The 21,053-nt window shown below is 64.1% G+C and carries 18 protein-coding genes; 5 read left to right on the top strand and 13 right to left on the bottom strand.

All coding sequences use genetic code 11. From position 1 onward, the window contains the following. Positions 1–28 precede the first annotated feature (28 nt). The 3 genes from NATGR_RS01615 to NATGR_RS01605 all read left to right on the top strand — a co-directional run bounded on the left by NATGR_RS01615 (position 29) and on the right by NATGR_RS01605 (position 3,734). Entirely contained in the window at positions 29–1,624 is a 1,596-nt protein-coding gene (locus NATGR_RS01615) for a methyl-accepting chemotaxis protein (RefSeq protein WP_231990808.1), read from the top strand. Positions 1,625–1,673: 49 nt separating this feature from the next. Then, positions 1,674–2,027, top strand: a complete 354-nt coding sequence (locus NATGR_RS01610) for a DUF192 domain-containing protein (RefSeq protein ID WP_015233223.1) — start codon at positions 1,674–1,676, stop codon at positions 2,025–2,027. 201 nt (positions 2,028–2,228) lie between these two features. Beyond that, positions 2,229–3,734, top strand: a complete 1,506-nt coding sequence (locus NATGR_RS01605) for a 2-isopropylmalate synthase (protein WP_005580180.1) — start codon at positions 2,229–2,231, stop codon at positions 3,732–3,734. Between the two features lie 286 nt (positions 3,735–4,020). Here the strand turns inward: NATGR_RS01605 and NATGR_RS01600 are convergent, their stop codons facing one another. The 8 genes from NATGR_RS01600 to NATGR_RS01565 form a co-directional block, all read right to left on the bottom strand. Next, a complete protein-coding gene (locus NATGR_RS01600) occupies positions 4,021–4,785 on the bottom strand; it encodes a proteasome assembly chaperone family protein (protein ID WP_005580179.1) in 765 nt (254 codons plus the stop codon). Between the two features lie 301 nt (positions 4,786–5,086). Further along, on the bottom strand, positions 5,087–6,949 hold the full coding sequence (locus tag NATGR_RS01595; RefSeq protein ID WP_005580178.1) for a ferrous iron transporter B: 1,863 nt from the start codon (positions 6,947–6,949) through the stop codon (positions 5,087–5,089). Positions 6,950–6,953: 4 nt separating this feature from the next. After that, a complete protein-coding gene (locus tag NATGR_RS01590) occupies positions 6,954–7,994 on the bottom strand; it encodes a FeoA domain-containing protein (protein WP_005580177.1) in 1,041 nt (346 codons plus the stop codon). 263 nt (positions 7,995–8,257) lie between these two features. Then, positions 8,258–9,292 carry a lysylphosphatidylglycerol synthase transmembrane domain-containing protein gene (locus NATGR_RS01585; RefSeq protein WP_005580176.1) on the bottom strand — a complete coding sequence of 345 codons (1,035 nt, stop codon included), beginning with the start codon at positions 9,290–9,292 and terminating at the stop codon, positions 8,258–8,260. Further along, on the bottom strand, positions 9,289–9,858 hold the full coding sequence (locus NATGR_RS01580) for a methyltransferase domain-containing protein (protein WP_005580175.1): 570 nt from the start codon (positions 9,856–9,858) through the stop codon (positions 9,289–9,291). The genes NATGR_RS01585 and NATGR_RS01580 overlap by 4 nt, the downstream gene beginning before the upstream one ends. A 241-nt stretch (positions 9,859–10,099) precedes the next feature. Next, on the bottom strand, positions 10,100–11,803 hold the full coding sequence (locus NATGR_RS01575; protein WP_015233222.1) for an NAD(+)/NADH kinase: 1,704 nt from the start codon (positions 11,801–11,803) through the stop codon (positions 10,100–10,102). Positions 11,804–11,890: 87 nt separating this feature from the next. Further along, positions 11,891–12,214 (bottom strand): hypothetical protein, encoded by a 324-nt coding sequence (locus tag NATGR_RS01570; RefSeq protein WP_005580173.1) that lies wholly within the window; start codon positions 12,212–12,214, stop codon positions 11,891–11,893. A gap of 191 nt (positions 12,215–12,405) precedes the next feature. Next, the gene (locus NATGR_RS01565) at positions 12,406–12,690 is read right to left on the bottom strand and encodes a hypothetical protein (protein WP_231990806.1); all 285 of its coding nucleotides are present in this window, start codon (positions 12,688–12,690) and stop codon (positions 12,406–12,408) included. A gap of 347 nt (positions 12,691–13,037) precedes the next feature. Here NATGR_RS01565 and NATGR_RS01560 point away from each other — a divergent pair, with 347 nt between their 5' ends. Next, a complete protein-coding gene (locus tag NATGR_RS01560) occupies positions 13,038–14,039 on the top strand; it encodes a Gfo/Idh/MocA family protein (protein ID WP_172636020.1) in 1,002 nt (333 codons plus the stop codon). A gap of 286 nt (positions 14,040–14,325) precedes the next feature. On the opposite strand, the gene NATGR_RS19155 is transcribed toward NATGR_RS01560, so the two are convergent. The 5 genes from NATGR_RS19155 to NATGR_RS01540 form a co-directional block, all read right to left on the bottom strand. Continuing rightward, complete coding sequence (locus tag NATGR_RS19155) at positions 14,326–14,529, bottom strand: hypothetical protein (RefSeq protein ID WP_015233220.1); 204 nt, start codon at positions 14,527–14,529, stop codon at positions 14,326–14,328. Between the two features lie 60 nt (positions 14,530–14,589). Continuing rightward, on the bottom strand, positions 14,590–15,333 hold the full coding sequence (locus NATGR_RS01555) for a tRNA-dihydrouridine synthase (RefSeq protein WP_005580169.1): 744 nt from the start codon (positions 15,331–15,333) through the stop codon (positions 14,590–14,592). Beyond that, positions 15,333–16,325 (bottom strand): 2-phospho-L-lactate transferase, encoded by a 993-nt coding sequence (cofD, locus tag NATGR_RS01550; RefSeq protein ID WP_005580168.1) that lies wholly within the window; start codon positions 16,323–16,325, stop codon positions 15,333–15,335. Before cofD ends, NATGR_RS01555 begins: the two co-directional genes overlap by 1 nt. Positions 16,326–16,397: 72 nt before the next feature. Further along, positions 16,398–17,198 (bottom strand): aldo/keto reductase, encoded by an 801-nt coding sequence (locus NATGR_RS01545; protein WP_005580167.1) that lies wholly within the window; start codon positions 17,196–17,198, stop codon positions 16,398–16,400. A 76-nt stretch (positions 17,199–17,274) separates the two neighbouring features. Continuing rightward, entirely contained in the window at positions 17,275–18,843 is a 1,569-nt protein-coding gene (locus NATGR_RS01540; RefSeq protein ID WP_005580166.1) for a hypothetical protein, read from the bottom strand. 266 nt (positions 18,844–19,109) lie between these two features. Between NATGR_RS01540 and ligA the strand changes: the two genes are divergently transcribed. Beyond that, a complete protein-coding gene (gene ligA / locus NATGR_RS01535; protein ID WP_005580165.1) occupies positions 19,110–20,831 on the top strand; it encodes an ATP-dependent DNA ligase LigA in 1,722 nt (573 codons plus the stop codon). The last annotated feature ends 222 nt before the right edge of the window (positions 20,832–21,053 follow it).

Here is a 21,053-nt window from a genome sequence, read left to right as displayed (position 1 = left end):
TTTAAGGAAAGCCTTTTGAAATATCGCCGTGAGGGGACAGACACTCTGGATCATGATCGGGACACGTCGCTCTCTCGCCCCGGCGTTCGTCAGGCGCAGCTACACACTCACGTACGGACTCGTCTTGTTCTTGGCTGCGCTCGCTCTCGGAACGGCTGGACTCGCCGCCACCGTCGTCGTCGACGGTGTCGGACCGACCGAGACGGCGGCGTACGGACTCGTCGCTATCGTCGGCGGTGCGCTCACGATCGGACTCGTAGGGGCCGCGCTCGGCCGTGCCACCGAGCAGTCGATCGATCGACTCGCCGACAGCATCGAGCGGATAGAAGCGGGCGACCCCACGGTCGAGATCGAGTCGGAGCGAATCGACGCCGTCGGCCGCCTCTCCGACGAGGTCGGCTCGGTGTGTACCCAGTACGAAGCACGGCTCCGGGATCTCGAGCGTCAGCGAGCGGCGGCGAGAGCCGAACTCGATTCGCTCGAGCGCGAGAACGGGCGACTGAAGCGAATTGCAGCCGACTACAGCGAACGGATGCAGTCGGCGGCCAACGGAGAGCTGACCGTCAGAATAGAGCCGAGGGGGAAAACCGAGTCGATGCGAGCGATCGCCGAAGGGTTCAACGCGATGCTCGATGGGATCGAAGCGACGGTCTGCAGGCTCGACGGGTTCGCAACCGACGTCGTTGCAACGAGCGCAGACGTCACAGACTCGAGTGAGGAAGTCAGGACGGCGAACCAGGAAGTCAGCGAGTCGATCCAGGAGATATCCCAGGGAGCGAATCGCCAGTACCAGGCGCTACAGCTCGTCGATTCCCGGATGGCCACGCTCGCACAGACGACCGAACGGATCGCCGCGTCTTCCAACGATGTCGTCGACATTGCAGAGCAAACGACGGAGACGACTCGAGAGGGGCGAGCGGCCGCGTGGGCAGCGATCGAAGCCTGCGACGACCTCGAGTCGGAGTATCGGTCGGCGGTCGAGGAGTTCGACGATCTCCAGCGGCAGGTCGATCGGATCGACGACCTGACCGAGACGATCGCGGCAATCGCCGAGCAGACGAACGTGCTGGCACTCAACGCCAACATCGAGGCTTCACGCTCCGCGGGTGGGAGCGACACCGACGGCTTCAGCACGGTCGCGGCCGAGGTCACGGAACTGTCACAGGACGTCAAGAAGGCTGCCGAACAAATCAGCGATCGGCTCGAAGCAGTGCAGGAACAGACCGACCGGTCGGCAACGGCGGTCGACCGGACGAGCGAGGAGATCGACCGCGTTGACCAGCTCGTTACCGACGTGATGGATTCGCTCGACGAGATCGCCGACTATGCGGCCGAGACCACCGACGGCGTCAGGGAGATCTCGTCCTCGACCGAACAGCAGGCAGCCTCCACACAGGGCGTCGTCGCGATCGTCGACGAGGTTGCGACGATCGCCGAGACGACGACCGCCGAGGCAGAGACCGTGGCTGGGGCCGCCAAAGAGCAGACGGCTGCGCTCTCGTCGGTTCTGGCGTCAGCCGACGAACTGGGCCAGCAGGCGACGGCACTCTCGGACGTACTCGATCGGTTCGAGACCGATGCTGGGTCGGACGCGACGGTCGACCTGGTCGTCGGCGCGAACTGATCCGTGCGCGGACGAGAGATTTTTCACCTTCCAGTATCGACTCGAGGTCGTGCGGTTACGACACAAGCCGGCAGGGGGCGCTTCGTCGGTTCTGGCAACGAGCGTCGAACTCGCCGATTCGATCGTCAGTCAGGCTCGCGGGTTGATGTTCCGCCGGTCTTTCTCCGACGACTCGGCGCTCGTCTTCCGGTTCGACGGCGCGAGCACGCGTGACGTTCACATGCTTTTCGTCTTCTTCCCGATCGACGCCGTCTGGGTCGTCGACGGCGAGGTACAGCGAGTCGAGCGGCTTCGTCCGTGGCTCGGTCTCGCTCGCGCCGAAGCCGACATGCTCGTCGAACTTCCGGCTGGAACCGCGAACGATATCGAACCCGGAGACCGGCTCTTCATAGAAGAGAGCTGATGTCTCGGAACGCAGCGTCGCAAACTCCGCCTCGAGGAGTGGAGTTAAGTAGCGGTGGTACGGTAGGACGTGGTACGATGGCACGAGATTCCATGCCTGACGAGGATAGAGGAAGTCGGGGCGACCCGGCTGGGCGCGAAATTCCGCGACGAACGTAGTCGCAGTTCGCCATTCTTGCCTGTCGATCAACCGGCCGAACAGATGATTCCATCCGACCGTACAGTCCGCATTCTCGATACGACGCTTCGTGACGGCGAACAGGCCCCCGGCGTCTCGCTCTCGCCCGACGAAAAAGTCGAAATCGCCCGCGCACTCGAGCGTGCCGGCGTCTCGACCATCGAGGCCGGCAGCGCCTGCACCGGCACCGGCGAACGCCGGGCCATCTCGCGGGTCACCGACCTCGACCTCGAGGCCCGCGTGACGAGTTTCTGCCGGGGGCTCACGGGCGACGTCGACCTCGCACTCGAGTGTGACGTCGACGGCGTCCACATCGTCGTCCCCTCGAGCGACCGCCACGTCGAGGGGAAAGTCGGCACGTCTCTCGGGGACAACCTGGTGACGACGGCCGAACTCGTCGAGTACGCCACGGATCACGACCTGTGGGTCGAGGTCATCGGTGAGGACGGCTCGCGGGCCGACCTCGACTACCTCGCGGAACTGGCGGAAACCGCGCTCGACGCCGGCGCAGACCGATTTTGCTTCGCCGACACGGTCGGCCACACGGGACCGGAACACACCGCGAAAGCAGTCTCCCGACTCGCCGAACTCGGGCCGGTCAGCGCCCACACCCACGACGACCTCGGCCTGGGCGTCGCCAACGCGCTCGCGGCCGTCGCCGCAGGTGCCGACCTGATCCACTGTACGGTCGACGGGCTTGGCGAACGCGCCGGCAACGTCGCACTCGAGGAAGTCGCAATCGCCCTCTCACACGTTTACGACATCGATACCGTCGATCTCGAGGAACTGTACGACCTCGCCCAGACTGTTTCGCGGGCGACGGGCGTCCAGTTGCCGCCGAACAAGGCCGTCGTCGGCGAGAACGCCTTCACCCACGAGAGCGGCATCCACACGGACGGCACGCTCAAAGACGACAAGATGTACGAACCCTACGCACCAGAGACGGTCGGTCGAGAACGGCGACTCGCGCTTGGGAAACACACCGGTCGAGCGGGCGTCGAAGCGACGCTCGCGGAACACGGTGTCGAGGCGACCGACGACGCGGTCGCCGAGATCGCGGCGCGCGTGACGGAACTCGGGGACCGCGGCCGTCGGGTGACCGACGCCGACCTGCTTGCGATCGCGGAAGACGTCACCGGCGACGACCGTGAACGGATGGTCGACCTGCTCGACGTGCAGGCGACCAGCGGCGGAGCCGTTCCGACAGCCAGCGTCCGTCTCGAGGTCGACGGCGAACAGCGAGTCGCAAGCGGCACCGGCTCCGGCCCCGTCGACGCGGCCGTCTCTGCGATCCGCGAGGCGATCGGTTCACGAGCCGACGCCGAACTCGAGTCCTACCACGTCGACGCCGTCACTGGCGGGACCGACGCGGTCGTCACCGTCGAGGTGACGATGGGCCGTGACGACCGGTCGGTCACGGTCGCTCGTAGTGAGGCCGATATCACACGTGCAAGTGTCGACGCGATGGTCGATGCGCTCGATCGCCTGCTCGCGACCGAGGAGAAACCGTTCGCGCCCGCAGACGATTGACGACTCCGGCGGTCCGTTACAGCCGGTCTGCCGGATTGACATCCTCTCACTGCTGAAGGGGTGAGTTTCCACTCGCTGCGTGTCACCAGCTGTCTCCGTCTCTCACAGTTCGAACCCGCGGCCGATCGCGTGTGACTGGACCCCAGGAACGTGATCACCGGACCCGCTCGAGGGATGACAGACGAGCAGTCGGTCGCGACCACGAACGGCCGGTCGCTCGTCCACTCGTCCCGTCGATCTCGAGCGGACATCTCCTCGGCGATTCTCTCGAAACAGCCGTCGGGAGTTACTGGAACATTCCCGTCTGGGTCGGCTGCTGTTGCTGTTGTTGTTGGTCTTCGGTCATCTGCTGGTATTGCTGGGCGACCTGTTGCATCTGCTGTTGGATCTCCTCGGCCTGCTCGTCGAGCGCCGCCGTCTCGATGTCGAACTCGACGAGAGGCTCGAGTGCGTTTTCGATCACGGATTTTGCCGCGTGTGGGTCCGGCAGATACGGATGCGAGCGGACGATCAGCAACGCGGCGGGGATATCCGCCTGGTAGCACTCGCGGACGAGCGAGCCCGTGATACCGCCGACCACGCCCCGATCCTCCGGAACCGTGATGCCGGCCTCGTCGAGGTCGTCTCTGATCGCGTCGGTCGTCGCGACACCGGAAACGTCACCGATCCGTTCTTCGGACTGGGCCGGCGCACCCGCGAGAAATATCGCCCGGCTAAAATCGTCGGCCAGTTCCTCGAGAACGCACTTCGAGAGCGGCTCGTACGCTGGCTCGGGAAGCGCGAGGTCACTCTCGAGGGTCATCACGGCCGGCTCTGGGCCGGCGTAGACGCGGACCAGATCCTGAACGAGCCCGTCCTCGAACGTGACGACGGGCGGAAACTCGTCGGCGGCGACGTTGCCGTAGTGCTCGAGGTCGAGCTGTGTCGTGATCTGGTCAACGGCGATCGACGCGACGAGACCGTGGCCGGGCAGTCCTTCGATCAGCGTCGGAGCCTCGGCTGGAACGTCGGCGACCTGCTCGAACGACGCGGACGTCGTCTTGTCGGTCATAGTGGTGGCAGCTACAGTCGCGGGGAATATGATACTGTGGCTGATTTCCAGCCGACAGGAGACACTGGCCACAGCGCAGATGCCTGACGGACGGTGGCCGCGTCGCAGACGACCGCTCTCCCCGACCGGTCGTGCCTGGCTTTCGGTAGCGACAGCGCCAGCAGCTCCTCTCGTTGCCCGTCACACGGCCCTAGCGTTCTCGAAGCCGAAGCCGCCGTCAGTAGCGCGTTCGCACTCGAGTTCGTCGCTTTCTGACGATGTCGCGTGCGAGTCGAGAGCGGTGAGCGCGTCGAAAGCGCGATCAAAACACCACGAAAAGTTGGGCGAACAGGCCGCCGACGAAGAACGACACGGCCATCGTCATCACGAGGACCAGGCCGGCAGCACGAAGCGAGAACTCCTGGGCGACGGTGGCAAACACCGCGATACAGGGGACGTAGAACAGGCCGACGACAGCTCCGACGAACAGCTGTCCCATCGCGAGGTCCATCTCGAGCAGTGGAAGGACGGTCAGTTCTCGCCTGACGATTCCGAGGATCAGTGGCGTCGAAGCCTCTGCCGGCAGGTTGAGCCAGCCGACGACGAGCGGTTCCAGATACTGGCTGGCGACTTCCAGTACGCCGAGTTCGTACAGGACAGACGCGAAGCCGATAGCGTAGACCATGTGGAGCGCGCCACCGGAGACGAACTGTTTCAACCGCATCCAGACTTTGCGGTACGTTTGACGGACTGGTGGCATCAAAAGCGGTGGAACGTCGGCGACGGTCGGCTGTCGAGTCCCCTCCAGCGTGGCGTCGAGAACCAGCCCTGCGAGGCCGAGTGCCGCAAACGAGACCACAAAGACCGCGACGACCAGTAAAACGGTTGCCTCGGCCAGCAACGCAATGAACGCGCCGGTCTGGGCGACACACGGCACTGCGAGCGTGATCATCAACATCATCGTCAGCCGCTGCTTTTCGCTGTTGGACGTCGCTCTCGTCGCCGTAATACCGGGAATGGCACAGCCATACCCCAACAACAGGGGGACGACGTTGCTTCCAGCCAGCCCCATCCGTTCGAACAGGCCATCGAGCAGCACTGCCAGGCGCGGCAGGTATCCACTGTCCTCTAGCAGACTCAGTGCGAAGTAAAACGAAACGACGTAGGGCAACACCAGCGCGAACGGCCACTCGAGGCCTTTGATGAGGAACCCGTAGTCGCCGATGAGTACGTCCCGATAAAATCCGGGTGCCGTCACTGCCTGGACGGCACTCTCGATCTGGGGAAATACCAACCCCTCGAAGAACGGGATCATCAGATACTGCCTGATCCCCATCCCGACGCCGACGACCAGTGCGAACGTCCCGACCAGGACGAGTCCCGCAACTGGCAGGCCAGGCCACGGTTTGACTAGGTGATCACTCCACCGTTCCAGGTAGCCGGGTTCGTGCGCTGTCGGTTCGTCGTCTTCGACGACGACCTCTGTACAGAGTTCTCCCGCTCGCTCCCAGCTCGGGCCGTCGTCGACTCTGCTTTCGAGCGGTGGAATCGTTTCGGCTTCTCTCACGCCGTCCGGTTCCTCGCCAGCGGTCGGGTTTTCGTCGCCATCGCTTTCCTCGGCGAGACCAGCTCCGGCCACGTGCTGTCGTGGGCCGGCATGAGAAGAGTCCGCAAGCGTCGCTGCGGTTGCAGCGACGAGGTCGTCGAACCCCTTGCCGATCGTCGCGATTGTCGGAACGACGGGCAGACCGAGAGCAGAAGCAAGGTAGTTCGGACGCAGCCGTTTGCCTTCCTTCTCGAGGAGGTCGACTCGATTGATCGCGACGACGACTGGAATGTCGTACTCGAGCACCTCGAGCAAGAGATGCAGACTGTTCTCCAGGTTGACCGCGTCCAGCACGCAGATGACGAGGTCACACTCACCCTCGAGCATATCGACGGCGAGTTGTTCGGCCTCGTTGGTCGCCGCAAGCGAGTACGTTCCGGGAACGTCGACGAGCGTCGTCTCGTGGTCGCGAAACCTGGCACTCCCCCGCTTGTACTCGACGGTCGTCCCGGAGTAGTTGGCGACGCCGGCGTCGAGTCCAGTCAACGCGTTGAACAGCACGCTCTTGCCGACGTTCGGCGGCCCGATCAGTGCGACGCGGGGACGTTCAGCATCGGCATCCGTGGAATCGTTCGACATTCATTCAGAATCCGTCGGTCGGCGTCGGCTCTGTCCGGCCCTGCGGCGTCGATTCGAGACGAATTCGGCCGGCCAGCGTTCGATCGAGTGCGACGGTTCGCTCATCGACCGTCACCACGAGTGGGCCGTTGAACGCCTGTCCAGTCTCGAGGCGAACGTCCTTGCCCGGTCGAACACCGAGCGAGGGCAACAAGTCGTGGTCGGGAACTGTTCTGATGGTCGCCCGTTCGCCGATCTGTAGCGAGTCGAGCGTCGGTCCGGCCGACTCCGCGTCGGCAACGAGTTCCGAATCGGTCCTCGCCGGCGTTTCGTCCGATGCTGGACAGTCGGCCGCGTCGTCACAGTCCGCACAGTTGCCGGGATCGTGACAGACGACAACGCTCTCTTTCCCGAATCGCTGGGTGACCGTTTCGAGCGAGACGTCGTCCGGTATCGGTGGCGAGTCAGACGGGAAGATCGCTCGAGCCCAACTCCGGGGACGGCGGTAGACGAGCGTCTGGTCGGGCTCGAGACTCGACACCGTCGAGTCGACGAGTTCGGACCGGGGAGCGACGTGAAACGCCAGCCAGATGACGTCGAATCCGGACGTATCGATCGTGCAGCCGTCGCTGACGACGATGTCGATCTTGTCGGTTAGCTCCCGCTCGCTGATTGCGTCGCGAGCAGCCCCGACGGCGTCCGGATCGATGTCGACTGCGACGACGTCGTATCCTCGTTCGGCGAGGGTGATCGCCGTCATCGGGAGCGGCCCGCAACCGATCTGGAGTACGGTCGCTTGCTCGTCCGGATCGGCGATACCGAGTTCCCGCTCGACGACGTGTTCGTAGAAGAGTCGAGAGTAGAGGTCGCCGAACGTCTGTGAGACCCCATCGAGTCGCTCGAACCGCTGTAGTATCGCATTGCTCGTCGACAACGTGCGTGACGGCGGATCGGACTCTTCGGCTTCCAGACGTCCATCGTGAGACCGTTTTCCACCCACTTGTTCGGTCGGTCGTTCACCAGTTTCCTGTTTCTGGCCCCCCTCGTACGCTTGCGATGCCAACATGGAAGAGTGACTCGTGTCTGATTTTAGGCCCTCCTAAAGTAAAGTGAAAATCCGATTCCCACCAGTTAGTAATTCAGCAACGCCATCCCCTCATATGCCGCGTTTAAATACTACTCGCGCTTCTTGCAGCGGAACAGTCCGCAGTTCGGGGTGTGGCGGGTTGACGTCCTCACCCCGACTAAACTTCTGAGACTTGTGGGGTAAGGGACAGGACTGATACGGACAACAAACCGTATGAATCCGTGGACTTCCGCTGATCATTGTCACTTTCGGAGTCGGTCGGAAAGCGACGGAAGCCCGAGGTCGTCGGGCGACAGTCGATAGTCGGAACCGAGTAGCCACGCCGTCGCGAGCGCAGACACCACGAGCGGGAACCAGAACGTGACGAGTCGTGACAGCACCGAGACCGCCATCCCGTCGGCGAACGTCGTCCCACCAGCGACGAAGACGCCTGCAAGCACGCCTTCGAACGAACCGAGTCCGCCCGGCGAAAACGGCACGATACTGGCGAGATACGCGAGTCCCGTCCCGATCGTCGCGAGGAAGAGACTCACGTCTAGCCCGAGCATGAGCGCGACGACGTAGATCTTGATCGGGTACAGACCCCAGACGACGAGTGAGATCCCGTAGAGCCAGCGCCGTTCCCACGGCGAAAGCACCGTCGTCGCTCCCACAACGGCGTCCCGAGCGAACGCTATCGCGTCACCGACACGCTGCCCGACCCAGGTTGGCAGGTCGATACGGCCGAAACCGGGGAGCGTGCCCGGAAACTGCTCTGTCCGCATCAGCACGAGCGTTCCTCCCACGATGCCGGCCAAAGCACCAGTAGCGCCGATGGCCAGCAGTGCGGACGACGGGAGCGCGAGTTCCAGTCTCAGCAGACCGACGGTGGCAAAGAGGAGACAGAGTCCGAAAAACGGGAGCAGGGAGACGAACTTGTGTACCAGCAACGCCGACGACAGCGTTCCGTACTCCGCTCCGCTCAACCGCCGAAACAGGTACACTTTGGCGGCTTCCCCACCCAGTTTCGACGACGGCGTCACGCTCTCTACGAACCCACCCGCGAGCGTGACTGCGAGCACCTCTCGATAGTGAAGGTCGACGTCGGCCCGCCGGAGTACGAACTGCCACTGGTAGGCGATCAGCCCGAGCGTGAGCACCTGAAGCGCCAGGAGCCCGACCATGATGCGACCCTGGGCGTGAGCGACGCCAGCGCGTAGCTCCGACCAGCCGGCAGCGACGACCAGGAGGACGAGAACCCCACAGCCAAGCGCCCAGAGCGCCACGTTACGCTTCATGCCGAGCCGAACAATAGCGACCGGTCGAAGGTCGGCATCCGATGTCTGACGGCCCCAGTTCGATCCTCACAGTCGGTTACCCGATCGTAGTCGCCGGCGACGAGCGCGCGCGGTTGGCGCACGACGACTCGTTCGGGGCCATCGGTCGTATTTCGGTACTGGTGCAGGATCTCGTCTTTCGGTTCGGCCTGCAAAGCGACGACTGCGACCGAGCACGACTCGGGAAGTCTGGACCCATCGCCGAGAACGTCCCGTCCGTCTCCGACGACGATTTCAACTTCGTTTGCGACACCGGCACGCTCGAGGTTCCGTCGTGCCTCCTGGACGACCGCGGGATCGTGATCGAGAGCGTAGACGGTTGCGCCAGTTCGTTTCGCGAGTAAGGCAGTCGTAAACGGCATCCCCCCACATCCGACGTTGAGAATCCGATCTTCCGCGTCGATATCTGCGAGTTCTATCTCTCTGTCGACGACGGACCGGTAAAACCGGGTGTACCAACTGAACGCCAGCGGTGCCGGAGTACACGACTTCTCGAGTCCCGCCACGGTTTTCGCTATCTTCCCCATAGATGATTTAGGCTAGCCTAAATAAAAAGGCGGAAGTGATCGTTCCCAGTCGCTGGTAACGGGTTCGAATCCAGTCTTTCGGTTCAGTTCACAATGGACCCACACCCTCCACCGTGGTCCCCGAAATCTCGAACCGCAGTGTGCTCGGATCTCGTCTGTCGAACGGGGCAAAGCCTGCACTGCCGGATCGAACCCGGTCGTGTGGGCCGGTTCTTCCCATCGGTCGACAGTTGCGACGGAATCAGTTGTCGACCGTGTTGTAGAGGTGTTCGTTGTCACGGAGTCGCGTCGTCAGGTCGTCGTGAATGTGCCCGTTCGACGCGACGAGTTCCTGTCGATCCTTTTCGCCGTACACTTCGAACGGCGTCCCACTCGAGTCGGTCACGGACGCCCCCGCTTCCCGCGCGATGACGATCCCCGCCGCGACGTCCCAGGGATAGGTGTCGTACTCCCAGACTGCGTCGGCGCTCCCGTTGGCGAGATAGCAAAGGTGGAGCGCAGCCGATCCCAGTCGTCGGACGCCACGCGTGCCGTCGTAGAAGTACGAGAGGAAAGTCCCTTCGGGATCGTAGCCGGACATCAGCATGCTCTCCTCGAGGGCGTTCCGGTCGGTCACCGTGACCGGCACCCCGTTCTTGTAGGCACCCTCGCCGGCGATCGCGCTCCAGAGTTCGTCCGTCTCGGGTGCGTAGACGACGCCGACGATTGGCTCGTCGTTTTCCAGCAGGGCGAGCGAGACGGCGTAGTTGGGGTTGCCGTTGGCGTAGTTCCCGGTGCCGTCGAGGGGGTCGATCAGCCAGGTGTACTCGCTGCCGGTCTCGGTGTGGACTCCCTCCTCGGTCAGGATCGTGTGGGCGGGATACTCGTTCTCGATGGCAGTCGTGATGATGTTCTCCGAAAGGTAGTCGGCCTCCGTGATGACGTCCGACGCGTCGGTCTTGTACCGCTCTTTCTCGACTTTTCCGTGGAGGTTCCTGAGCGGATTCCTGACGCTCCGGACGGCCTCCTTTGCGAGTTCACACGCCCGTTCCTCGAAAGAATCCGGCTCGCTCTCGCTCGAGATGGTCGGCGGAATGGATTTCCCCGCCGTGTCACGTGCCCCCCAGCCCAGCAACTCGCTGATCGCCGTGAAGAAGTCGTCGTCGTAACTCGTTCGCACGACGTTCGCAGTGCTTTTGGCACCCGTAACGGTGATGACGTCGTCGGTCTCGAGTTGTTCGTGAAACCGGCCGCCGTCGACCAGTAGGTCCGTCTCCTCGGAACAGACGATACGAATCTCCGTGTTCTCGCTGACGATCAGCGGCCGAACCCCCATCCGGTGAGTGTGCAACGGGACGATCTGCAGACACGAGTTGTTCGTCGGGTTGTGGACCGGCCCGTTCGCGGACAGCGAGATACCGGTCGACCCCGTCGGCGTCGCGATCGCAAGGCCAGTGCCGTCGTACTCGCCGACGTACTGGCCGTCGGCGAACACGTCGAGTTTCGTGATCTTTCGATCGATCGGGTTCTCTGGCCGAACGTTCTTGACCATGACGTCGTTGATCCCCGTCGCTTCGAGGCCGTTGGCCTCGACGGCGACCTGCTGGCGCTCGTCGATCGTCGCCCGTCCCTGGACGACCTCCGTCAGCGCCGCCTCGAGGTCGTCGACGTCGACCCGGACGAGGAAGGCAAGTGTCCCAGTGTTGACCCCCAGGATCGGCACGTTTCTCGGTGAGAACTGTTTGATCCCCTCGAGAAAAGTGCCGTCGCCGCCGACCGTCACGCCCAGCGTCTCGCTGTCGGGAGCGTAGACGTCGTCGATGTCGTCCCCGACGTCGACCGTCTGTAGTCCCAGGCCGTTGTCGTCGGCCCACGTCTCGAGTCGCTGAACGGCCGCTTCACTCTCTTCGGCCGGACTCACTATCGCAACAAGTTCTTCCGTCGTAGCTAACCGTCTCCCACGCATCGTCCTAGACGCGCGAGCGACCCACGATAATACTCACGGTTCGAAGAACTAGTGGCTCACAGACACGTTCGACGGCCGACCGAACCGTCAGAACTGGTATCGCCGCTCGTCGTCCATCGACGGATACTGATCGCCGCCCGTCATCTCGTCGAACGTCATCCCCGAGAGGTACTCGTCGTAGGTGACGTCGAACCCAGACCGCAGGTGGAAATCGAGCGTCCCCGTCTCGACGGTCGTCTGGAACAGCATGTGAACCGCCCGCCGGACGAGTTCGTCCGTCTCCTCCGGCTCGAGGGCCGTCTCGAGCAAGGCGAGTTCGTTCTTCGTCTCCCGGTCGAGCGAGACGGAGAGCTCGTCGCCAAATGCCGAGTACGATTCCTGTACGTCCTCGTTGAGATCCTCGAGGCTCATGGCCGAGAACAAGAGAGCGCGGTGGATAGTCCTTTCGTGGTCGACTCGCACGTGTTCGGAGTGGCTTCACGAGACTGGTTTCGCGGTCGTATAACTCGAGCACGCGATAGACGAAACTCCACCAAGTACAGTTGAACGCACTAGTACAGATGCGTCGGTACGAAACCGCGCTCACTCTACGGACGGGCCACTCAGCCGAACCAGTGGTCCTTCCGGGAAAACCGGACGAACACGACCGCTTCCAGGACGAGGGCACCGAGTACTCCGCCAAACAACGGCGGCCAGATCGCTGGAGAAACGCCGCCGACTGCCGCTAAATAGTGGACGGACAGGCTCGCAACCACCCACCACAGAGTGTCGGCGGCGAGGACTCCGAGCACGACCGAGGCGACGACCCGCATCACCGCCGCATCATCGGGCTGGAGCCGATTCCCGGAACCGAGCACTGCCGAACCGAGTCGGAATCCGTGTTCCATACCCCAGTCAGCACGGAACAGGCAAGCAGCCCTGGCACGAGTATCGGTACTGGAATACAGATCACGTCGAGGGCGGACTCGGAGAGAAGCGTGGATTCGTCGAGTATCAGAGCCACAAGGGAGACCGTGAGGACGGCGGGGACGGGTTCGACTATCCGTCTTTCGAACGGAGTGTCGAAGTGGAGAGCGGACATGTCGCGTCTCCGATTAGTGTTTCCCAAGCATGAGTTTGTGTCGGAAACCGGTCGGCGACAGTCTCGAGGTCGCCGACCGGTCTCCGGCAGGTCGAGCGCCGAGGAGAGGCTTCGATGGGCACCTTCTTGGGCCACACGGTCTATCTCTCCGTCATGTATCAGGTCGGCATCGTCGGCTGTGGCGTCATCGGCTCACGCCTCGCAGAGGCATTCGACGAGCACGAACGAACCGAAATTCGGGCAGGCTGTGATCGCGTCGCCGAGAAAGCAGCGTCGATGGCGGAGACCTACGACTGCGAGTCGGTCACTGCGATCGAGGAACTGGTCGGGATCGACGCGATCGATATCGTCTACGTCGGCGTCCCGCCGAAACATCACGCGGCCGTCGTCCGGGCCGCACTCGAGGCGGAAAAACACGTGATCTGTGAGAAACCCATCGCGGAGAACGCGGCGGTTGGGGACGAACTGACCACACTCGCACGCGAGAGCGATCGGACGACGGCGATCAACTTCCCGTTTCGCTACACGCCGGGATTTCTCGAGATGCGCGAGCGGATCGTGGCCGGCGAGATCGGCACGCCGAAACGCGTCGCGCTCCGGTTTCGCTTCCCGCAGTGGCCCCGCGAGTGGCAGGACGTCGACTGGCTCGCCGGCCGCGAGCAGGGCGGCCCGCTCCGGGAGGTCGGGAGCCACTTCGTGTTCGGGACGCAGGAACTGTTCGGCGATCTCACCGACGTCACTGCGGATGTCCGGTACACGGCCCCGGAGAAGTACGAAGAGTCCATCGTCGGCACGTTTCTCGCAGGTGACGACAGGGGCGAAGATGCTACCGACGACGCCGGCGCTGTCGGCCTCGAGGAGAGCGTCCACGGAACGATCGATCTCCTCTGTGACTGCGACGGCAGCGAGGAAAACAGCCTCACCGTCGAGGGAACCGAAGGTTCGCTGTCGCTACAGGCATGGCGCCGCCTCGTCGCCGACCCCGGTGAGACGAACGAGCGCGTGATCACCGAGGAAGCGGGCGAGACGACGCTCGCGCTGGTCGACGAGTTCGTAACCGATCTCGAGGGCGGCGACGGCGACCTCGTCTCCTTCGAGGAGGCGACGCGGGTCCAGCGGGTCGTCGACGACGTTCTCGGTCTCGAGGACGTGTGAGCGGGTCTGTTCGCTACCCAGTCACACCTCGGTCGCTACCCCCGAGCGAACCAGTAGACGGCCAAGACCAGTGCAGCGAGTCCGATTTTGATCGTCAGGTGCAGCGCCTGTGCCTCGGAGGGCAAGGAGTGGAGTTCGAATCACCAGAATTACGAACTCTCCGAATGGTCGTCGGAACCCTCCCGATGGTGGTAGTCGACGACTACCGTCCCCGCTCGAACGAGAACGTAGAGCGCGACCATCGCGACGATGATCAGGGAGAAGATTTGCTGGAGAACCGCCGTCTCTACGATTCTTGGCCCGAATAGTGGACCGATCGATGCCAATTCGAGAACGGCCCCACCACTTCGAGAGCGATCCGGACTCCGACCGCGGCGACGATCCAGAACAGGACGATGCTAGCGACGAACAATCCTTCGCGTAGCAGCCACCAGAACGTTTCATCGAAGGACTCGAGCGGACCCAGTTCGGGCGTAGATGTCGACATCATCCACAGCCACTCGTGACAGCCGGTTATACTCTTCGTGACGGCGTCACGAACCGGGGCCGATCACGGCGTTCCCGTCACGAGCCGCCGCTCGACGGCCGCGAGCACCCGCTCGAGTACGGTCTGATTATCACTGGGCCGACCGACGCTGACGGCGTCGGCGCCGTAGTCGACGTACTTGCGGACGGTCTCGTCGTCCCGGACGCCGTTGTTGGCGATCACGAACAGGTCGGAAGCGTCGACGACGTCCTCGATCACCGACTCGGTGTCCATCGCGTCGACGTGGACGAAGGTCGCGCCCGCGTCCTCGAGTCGGCCGGCGAGTGCGGGCAGGTCGACGCCCGACACCTCCGCGCGGACCTTGACGCCGACAGTCGCGCCGGTGTCGGCGGCCGTCTCGACGTGGCGTGCGAGCCGTTCAGTGTCTTTCAGCAGCGTCTCTCCGCAGCCAACTGCACACAGTTCCGCCTGCCGGCAGTGGGCGTTGATCTCGAGGTAGGCCTCCCGGTCCCGACAGACACGTGCGGCGTCGGCGACCGGTTCTGGGGTCGCGCTGCGGACGTTGAACGCTGGCTGGATGGGAACGTCCTCGAGAGCCTCGAGTTGTCGGTCGACGAACGCGACCGGGTCCGCCGGGAGGAACTCGGTGCGGTCGCGTTCGACCAGTTTCCGAGCCGCTGCCCTCGAGTCATCGTCGAGCGCGATTCCGCCGAGAAAGGCGGCACCGGCGTAGTCAACACCCTGGCGGGCCCACGCCGCGTCGGCTTCGCCGCTGAGACTCGCGAGGGCGAGTGGTGGCCGAAACATCACTCGACGAGGGTGATCGCCTCCTCGATCGCCCGGACGACGCGTTTTGCGTCCTCGGGGTCGTCGATCCGGATGTCGGTCGTGATGGTCGGTTCGTCGAACGTCGCGTCGTCGTCGCTGTCGATCACGTAGGCGTCGGCGAACGGGTAGGCGGTCGCCAGCCCCGCCGTACTCGGTTCGGCGTCGACCGACTCCATTAGTTCACCAGCCGGGCCGGAGAAGGCGTCGTCGCCGAGAAACGGCGACACTGCGACGACAGTCGTCCGCGCGAGTGCGTCGGGAACGCCCGGCAGGGAAAGCATCGGACCGATACTGGTGACGGGGTTCGAGGGGCCGATGACGACGGTGTCGGAAAGCGCCTCGAGGACGCCCGGTGCTGGTTCGGCCGACGAGGAGCCGCGGAACTCGACGGTCTCGACGCCGGGTTCGCCCCGGTGGCCGACCCAGTACTCCTGGAAGTGCATCGTTCCCTCGGTGGTGTGGATGAGGCTGGCGACGGGGTCGTCGCTCATCGGGAGGAGTTCGACCGAGAGGTCGAAGGCGTCGGCGAGTCGCTGGGTGGCCTCGCTCAGCGTGTCCCCCTGGTCGAGGAGGCTCGTTCGTGTGATGTGGAGGGCCCGGTCTTGGTCGCCGATCGTCATGAACTCGGCGACGCCGGAGAACCGCCGCCAGTTGGCGAGCCGTCGACCCTCGGTCTGTTTCTCGTCCGGAAGGTACTGCGGCCCCGCTGGAAGGTCCGCGGCGTCGGCGAGATCCAGCAGCGCCGCGTTCGTCCGGTGGGTGTCGTCCTCGATGCCCCACCACGTCTCTCGGTCGAGCAGGCCACCACCTTGGAAGAGCAGCGTGTCGACGTCCGGCGAGACGAAGAGACCGCCGATCTCGATGTCGTCGCCCGTATTGGCGACGATCGTGGTCTCCTCCGGCGAGAACACGGCTCCGGCACCGTCCAGAAGCTTCGGCGTTCCAGTGCCCCCGGAGAGGAAAGTTACCATACGCAACAGTTCTTCCCCGCGGCCACTTAATCGCTTATGCCCAGGTCTGTCGCCAGTGGACGACCCCACTCGCTACCGGTTCCAGGCCGCCTCGTCGGGATCGATCAGCCGCTCGCCGCGATCGAGGTCGGCAATCCGCTCTCTCTCGCCCGCCGTGAGATCGATCTCGAGGGCTGCGTAGTTTTCCCGGACGTGGTCGCCGGTCGCTTTCGGGATGGGGACGACGCCGTCCCGGTCGTAGTGCCACGCGAGCGCGATCTGGACGGGGGTGGTGTCGTGGTCGTCGGCGATCTCTTGGAGCGTCTCGACCGCTGTGACGTCACCCTGTGCGATCGGGCAGTACGCGACCGTCTCGATGTCGTGTTCCAGTCCGACCGAGACGAGTTCGTCCTGCTGGAGGCGCGGGTGGAGTTCGACCTGGTGGGCGGCGATCGGCGACTCCAGCACGTCGACGGCCTCCTCGAGCAGGTCGACGGTGAAGTTGCTGACGCCGACGTGGCGAGTCCAGCCACGGTCGCGGACCTCGTCGAACGCGGGCAACGTCTCTTCGGGGTCGTAGGCGTTCATCGGCCAGTGGACATACAGCAGGTCGACCTGATCGACGCCGAGTCGCTCGAGGCTCTCCTCGGTCGTCTCGAGTACGTCGTCGGACGCGAGGTTCGAGGGGTGGACCTTCGTCGCGAGGAAGACGTCCTCGCGGTCGACATCGGCGTCCGCCAACGCACGACCGACCTCCCGTTCGTTGTCGTACATCTGTGCGGTGTCGACGTGGCGATACCCCGTCTCGAGGGCCTCGATCACCGACTCGGTGCAGGTCTCGCCCTCGTGGCCGGACGTGCCAAAGCCCGGCTGTGGGATCTCAGTCGTGGTCATCGTCGTGCGCTACGGAGGGGGAGTACTCGTCGGTAGGGAAAGCGGCAAGTCGAGCGATACCAGTTCGCAGTTATCGTCAGCTTCGGTTCCACTCGCGACCGTTCTCGACGATCCAGTCGGCGAAGCTGCCGTCGAGTAGTGTCTCGCGCTGTCGCTCGACGTACCGACGTTGCATCCGCTCGAGTGCCTCGGGAAACGTCGCTCCTTCGTCGAGGGCCGACTGGACCTGGTCGCGTTTCCAGCTGGCCGGCGATACTTTCTGTCGCACGCGCCGTCGAAGCGGGTAGAGATACTTCGCGGCCTGTTCCTCGGAGAGTCCGCGGTTGGTCAGTCCGTCCTCGGCGTGGGCCAGCAGGTCCTCGTAGACTGTGAGGGTGTCGGTCGTCTCTTTGCCGTCGTTGGTGATCCAGGTCAGGTCGGCCTCGAGGCCGTCTCGCATCGCGGCGTAGAAGTTCTCGCGAGCAACCGGCCAGTCGAGTTCGTGGACGGGGTGCTCGAGTCGGACCAGACTCTCCATCAGACCGGCAAAGGCCGCGAGAAAGGAGACGGAGTCCCGAACTGTCGGCTGGGCGGGAATCGGTCGGAACTCGATGCGGGCGTTCGCGGCCGAGCGGGTCGGACCGCCAAAGACCGGCCGGACCCAGCGCCAGTAGGTGCCGTGTTTGCGCCGAAAGTGCGGGAACTGGTCGTCGAACCGCTTGCCAGCCTCGACGGGCATCGGCACCATCGTGTCGTCGGTGGCAACCCGGTCGACGGCCTCCTCGACGGTCTCGAGGTCACGGGGAAATCGGACTTTCCCCTCGCCGGTCGAGGGGTCGTTGAGGACTGTCTCGAAGACGCTGATCCGGTGTTCCATCCAGCCATCCGCGAGAACGTCCTCGGCTGTCGCGTCGTCGTCGTAGAGGTCCGCAGGGAAAAACGGCGAGTTGGCCCCGAGCGCGAGCAGTGGGCCCGCGACCCGCAGGGCGTAGTTGAAGTAGTTCGGGAGGTCGATCGCGTGTGGAACCTGGTAGTGGGGCTGGATCGACGTGATGACGCTCTCGGGCATGACGGTGTCGCCCTGCAGAGAGACGTGAGGTACCTCGATGCGCATCCCGGCAGACTGGGCGCGGTCGGTGTTTGCCATCGCGTGGTAACGCGCCGAGTCGCTCATGTTCGTCGCAACTCGAACCGTCCGATCGGTCTCGCCGACCATCCGCTCGACGCTGTCGGTCAGGTACGTCGTCGCCTTCTCGCCTTCGGGGGGAAGCGTCCAGAGGGCGTCGCTGACCAGCCGCATGCGTTCGGACTGGGTCACGTCCAGCGCAGTCCGCAAGCGGGCCTTGACCTCCGCCTCCTGGGCGACGATCCCGTCTTCGTTCAGCGGTTGTGGACTGGTCGTCATCTCGGCGTTGTGCAACCCCAGTTCCTTCTCGAAGCCGATGAGTTCGAGCAGTCGCCGCGGAACCCGACGGAGGGTACAGTCGTCGTCTTTGATCGCGTAGAACTCGTACTCGAGGCCGACGATCGCCTGTGGGTTGTCGAACGCGCCGTCCTCGATCGCGTCTTTGATCACCGCTGCGTCCTCCTTGGCACGCTGCCGGAAGTCGTCGGCGTCGACGCTCAGGACCTCCGCGACTTGCGTTGCGAGTCCCGCTTCTGTCATACTACCCGGATGCGGGCCCGACAGTCTTTAAAGCACACCACTCGGGACGCTACGGCCCTCGAACTCGACGATGGGAGCGGGCACAGCACGTACTCGTCTGCCGACGGGAGTGATACGGTTTGCTGTATTCAATTACCGCCGATCGCCAGAACGAGGTCGGCGATCGGCGGTAAATAGTTACAGCAATCCGTCTGACGCGTCCCGATCCAACGTCGCCCGATCGAATCACAGAACGGTTTTACTGTTACCGCCGGTAGACGACCCCGATGGAGTTCGCCACGTTCGCCGACCGAGCCGCTGCGATCGAAGCCGAGCCTGCCGATCTGGCGATCATCGAACACGTGCAGGACCTCCTCGCGGACACCGACGGCGATGCGGAGTCCGGTGAGCCCCGGACCATCGAAATCGTCGCCCGGTTCGTCCAGGGACGGGTCTTCCCCGCGTGGGATTCGACGACGCTCGACATCGGGCCGAGCGCCTGTTACGAGGCGATCTCACGCGCGGCCGGGCGAAACGTAGACACGAATGACGTCGAGGATCGACTCGCCGACGTCGGCGAGATCGGTGAGGTGGCCGCGAGCTACGAGTTCGGCGGCCAACAGGGGCTGGACGCGTTCGGGGCTGGTAACGGAAGCGGCGCCCTCACCGTCCGCGAGGTCTACGACGACCTCGTCGCTCTCGCGGCTGCCGAAGGGGAAGGCAGCGAAGACCGGAAAATCGACGCCCTCTTCGGGCTCTTCAACCGGTGCTCGAGCGACGAAGCTCGGTACCTCGCCCGACTCGTCCTCTCGGAGATGCGCATCGGCGTCGGCGAAGGGACCGTCCGGGACGCCATCGCCGCGGCCTTCGACATCCCCCAGGAGCACGTCGAACGGGCACTGCAGGTCTCGAACGACTACGGCGAAGTCGCCCGCGTCGCCCGCGACGAGGGACTCGATGGACTGGACGCGATGGCCCTCGAAGTCGGCCGGCCCGTCCAGGCGATGCTCGCCCAAACGGGGACGGTGACGGACGCACTCGAGGCGTGGGAGGAAGCCGCAGTCGAGTGGAAGTACGACGGCGCTCGCATCCAGTTACACTACGATCCTGACGGACTCGAGGAGGGAGACGGGACGACGCGGGTCTTCTCGAGGAACATGGAAGACGTCACCGCCGCACTCCCGGAGGTCGTGGAATTCGCCGAGAAGACGCTCGCGGTCCCCGTGATCCTGGACGGCGAGGTCGTCGCGGTCGACGACGCCGGCGATCCACTCCCGTTTCAGGAGGTGCTCAAGCGGTTCCGCCGGAAACACGACGTCGCGAAGGCTCGCGAGGACGTCGCCGTTCGGCCGGTCTGCTTCGACTGCCTGCACGCCGACGGTGTGGACCTGCTCGAGGAGCCACTGACGACCAGACACGAACGACTCGAGGTCGTTCTCACCGGCGACGGACGACCCGAGGACGTTGCCGGACTCTCCCTGCTGTGGCTGACCGACGACCCCGACGAGATCGAGTCGATCGACGCGGAGGCGCTCGAGTCGGGTCACGAGGGGATCATGCTCAAAAACCCCGAGTCGGCGTACTCGCCGGGGCGGCGTGGCAAGAACTGGCGAAAGCGCAAACCCGACGTCGAGACGTTAGACTGCGTCGTCACGGGAGCCGAGTGGGGCGAAGGTCGACGAGCGACCTTCCTGGGCACGTTCGAACTCTCTGTCAGGAACGAGACGACGGGCGAACTAGAGACCGTCGGCAAGGTCGCGACCGGCATCACCGACGAGCAACTCGCCGAACTGACAGAGCTGCTCGAGCCCCACATCGCTACAGAGGAGGGACAAGAAGTCGAGATAGAGCCTGCGGTCGTCTTCGAGGTCGGCTACGAGGAGATCCAGTCCTCGCCGACGTACTCGTCGGGATACGCGCTTCGGTTTCCTCGCTTTCAGGCAGTTCGAGACGACAAGGCTATCGAGGGCGCGGACACGCTCGAGCGCGTCGAACGACTGCGATCCTAAACTGTCTCGGATCGAATCGCTCGAGCGCCAAACGGTCTCATACGGGCCACTGGCCGTCAGTGCCGGCACGGTCGCACCCCGGGCGGCGTTGTACCGGTCTATCGGGACAGCAGTCCTGAGTAGCGAGACAGCCGCTGTCGTGACGACTGAACGTCAGTGGACACTCGATTGCACGACGGCTTACGATCGGTGTGGAAACCGTTTCAGCTGCGACGGTAGCAC

The sequence above is a fragment of the Natronobacterium gregoryi SP2 genome (genome assembly GCF_000230715.2).
Classification (GTDB): Archaea; Halobacteriota; Halobacteria; order Halobacteriales; family Natrialbaceae; genus Natronobacterium; species Natronobacterium gregoryi.
The sequence above is the reverse complement of the archived record's forward strand: the minus strand, read 5'-3'. Positions and strand labels throughout refer to the sequence as shown.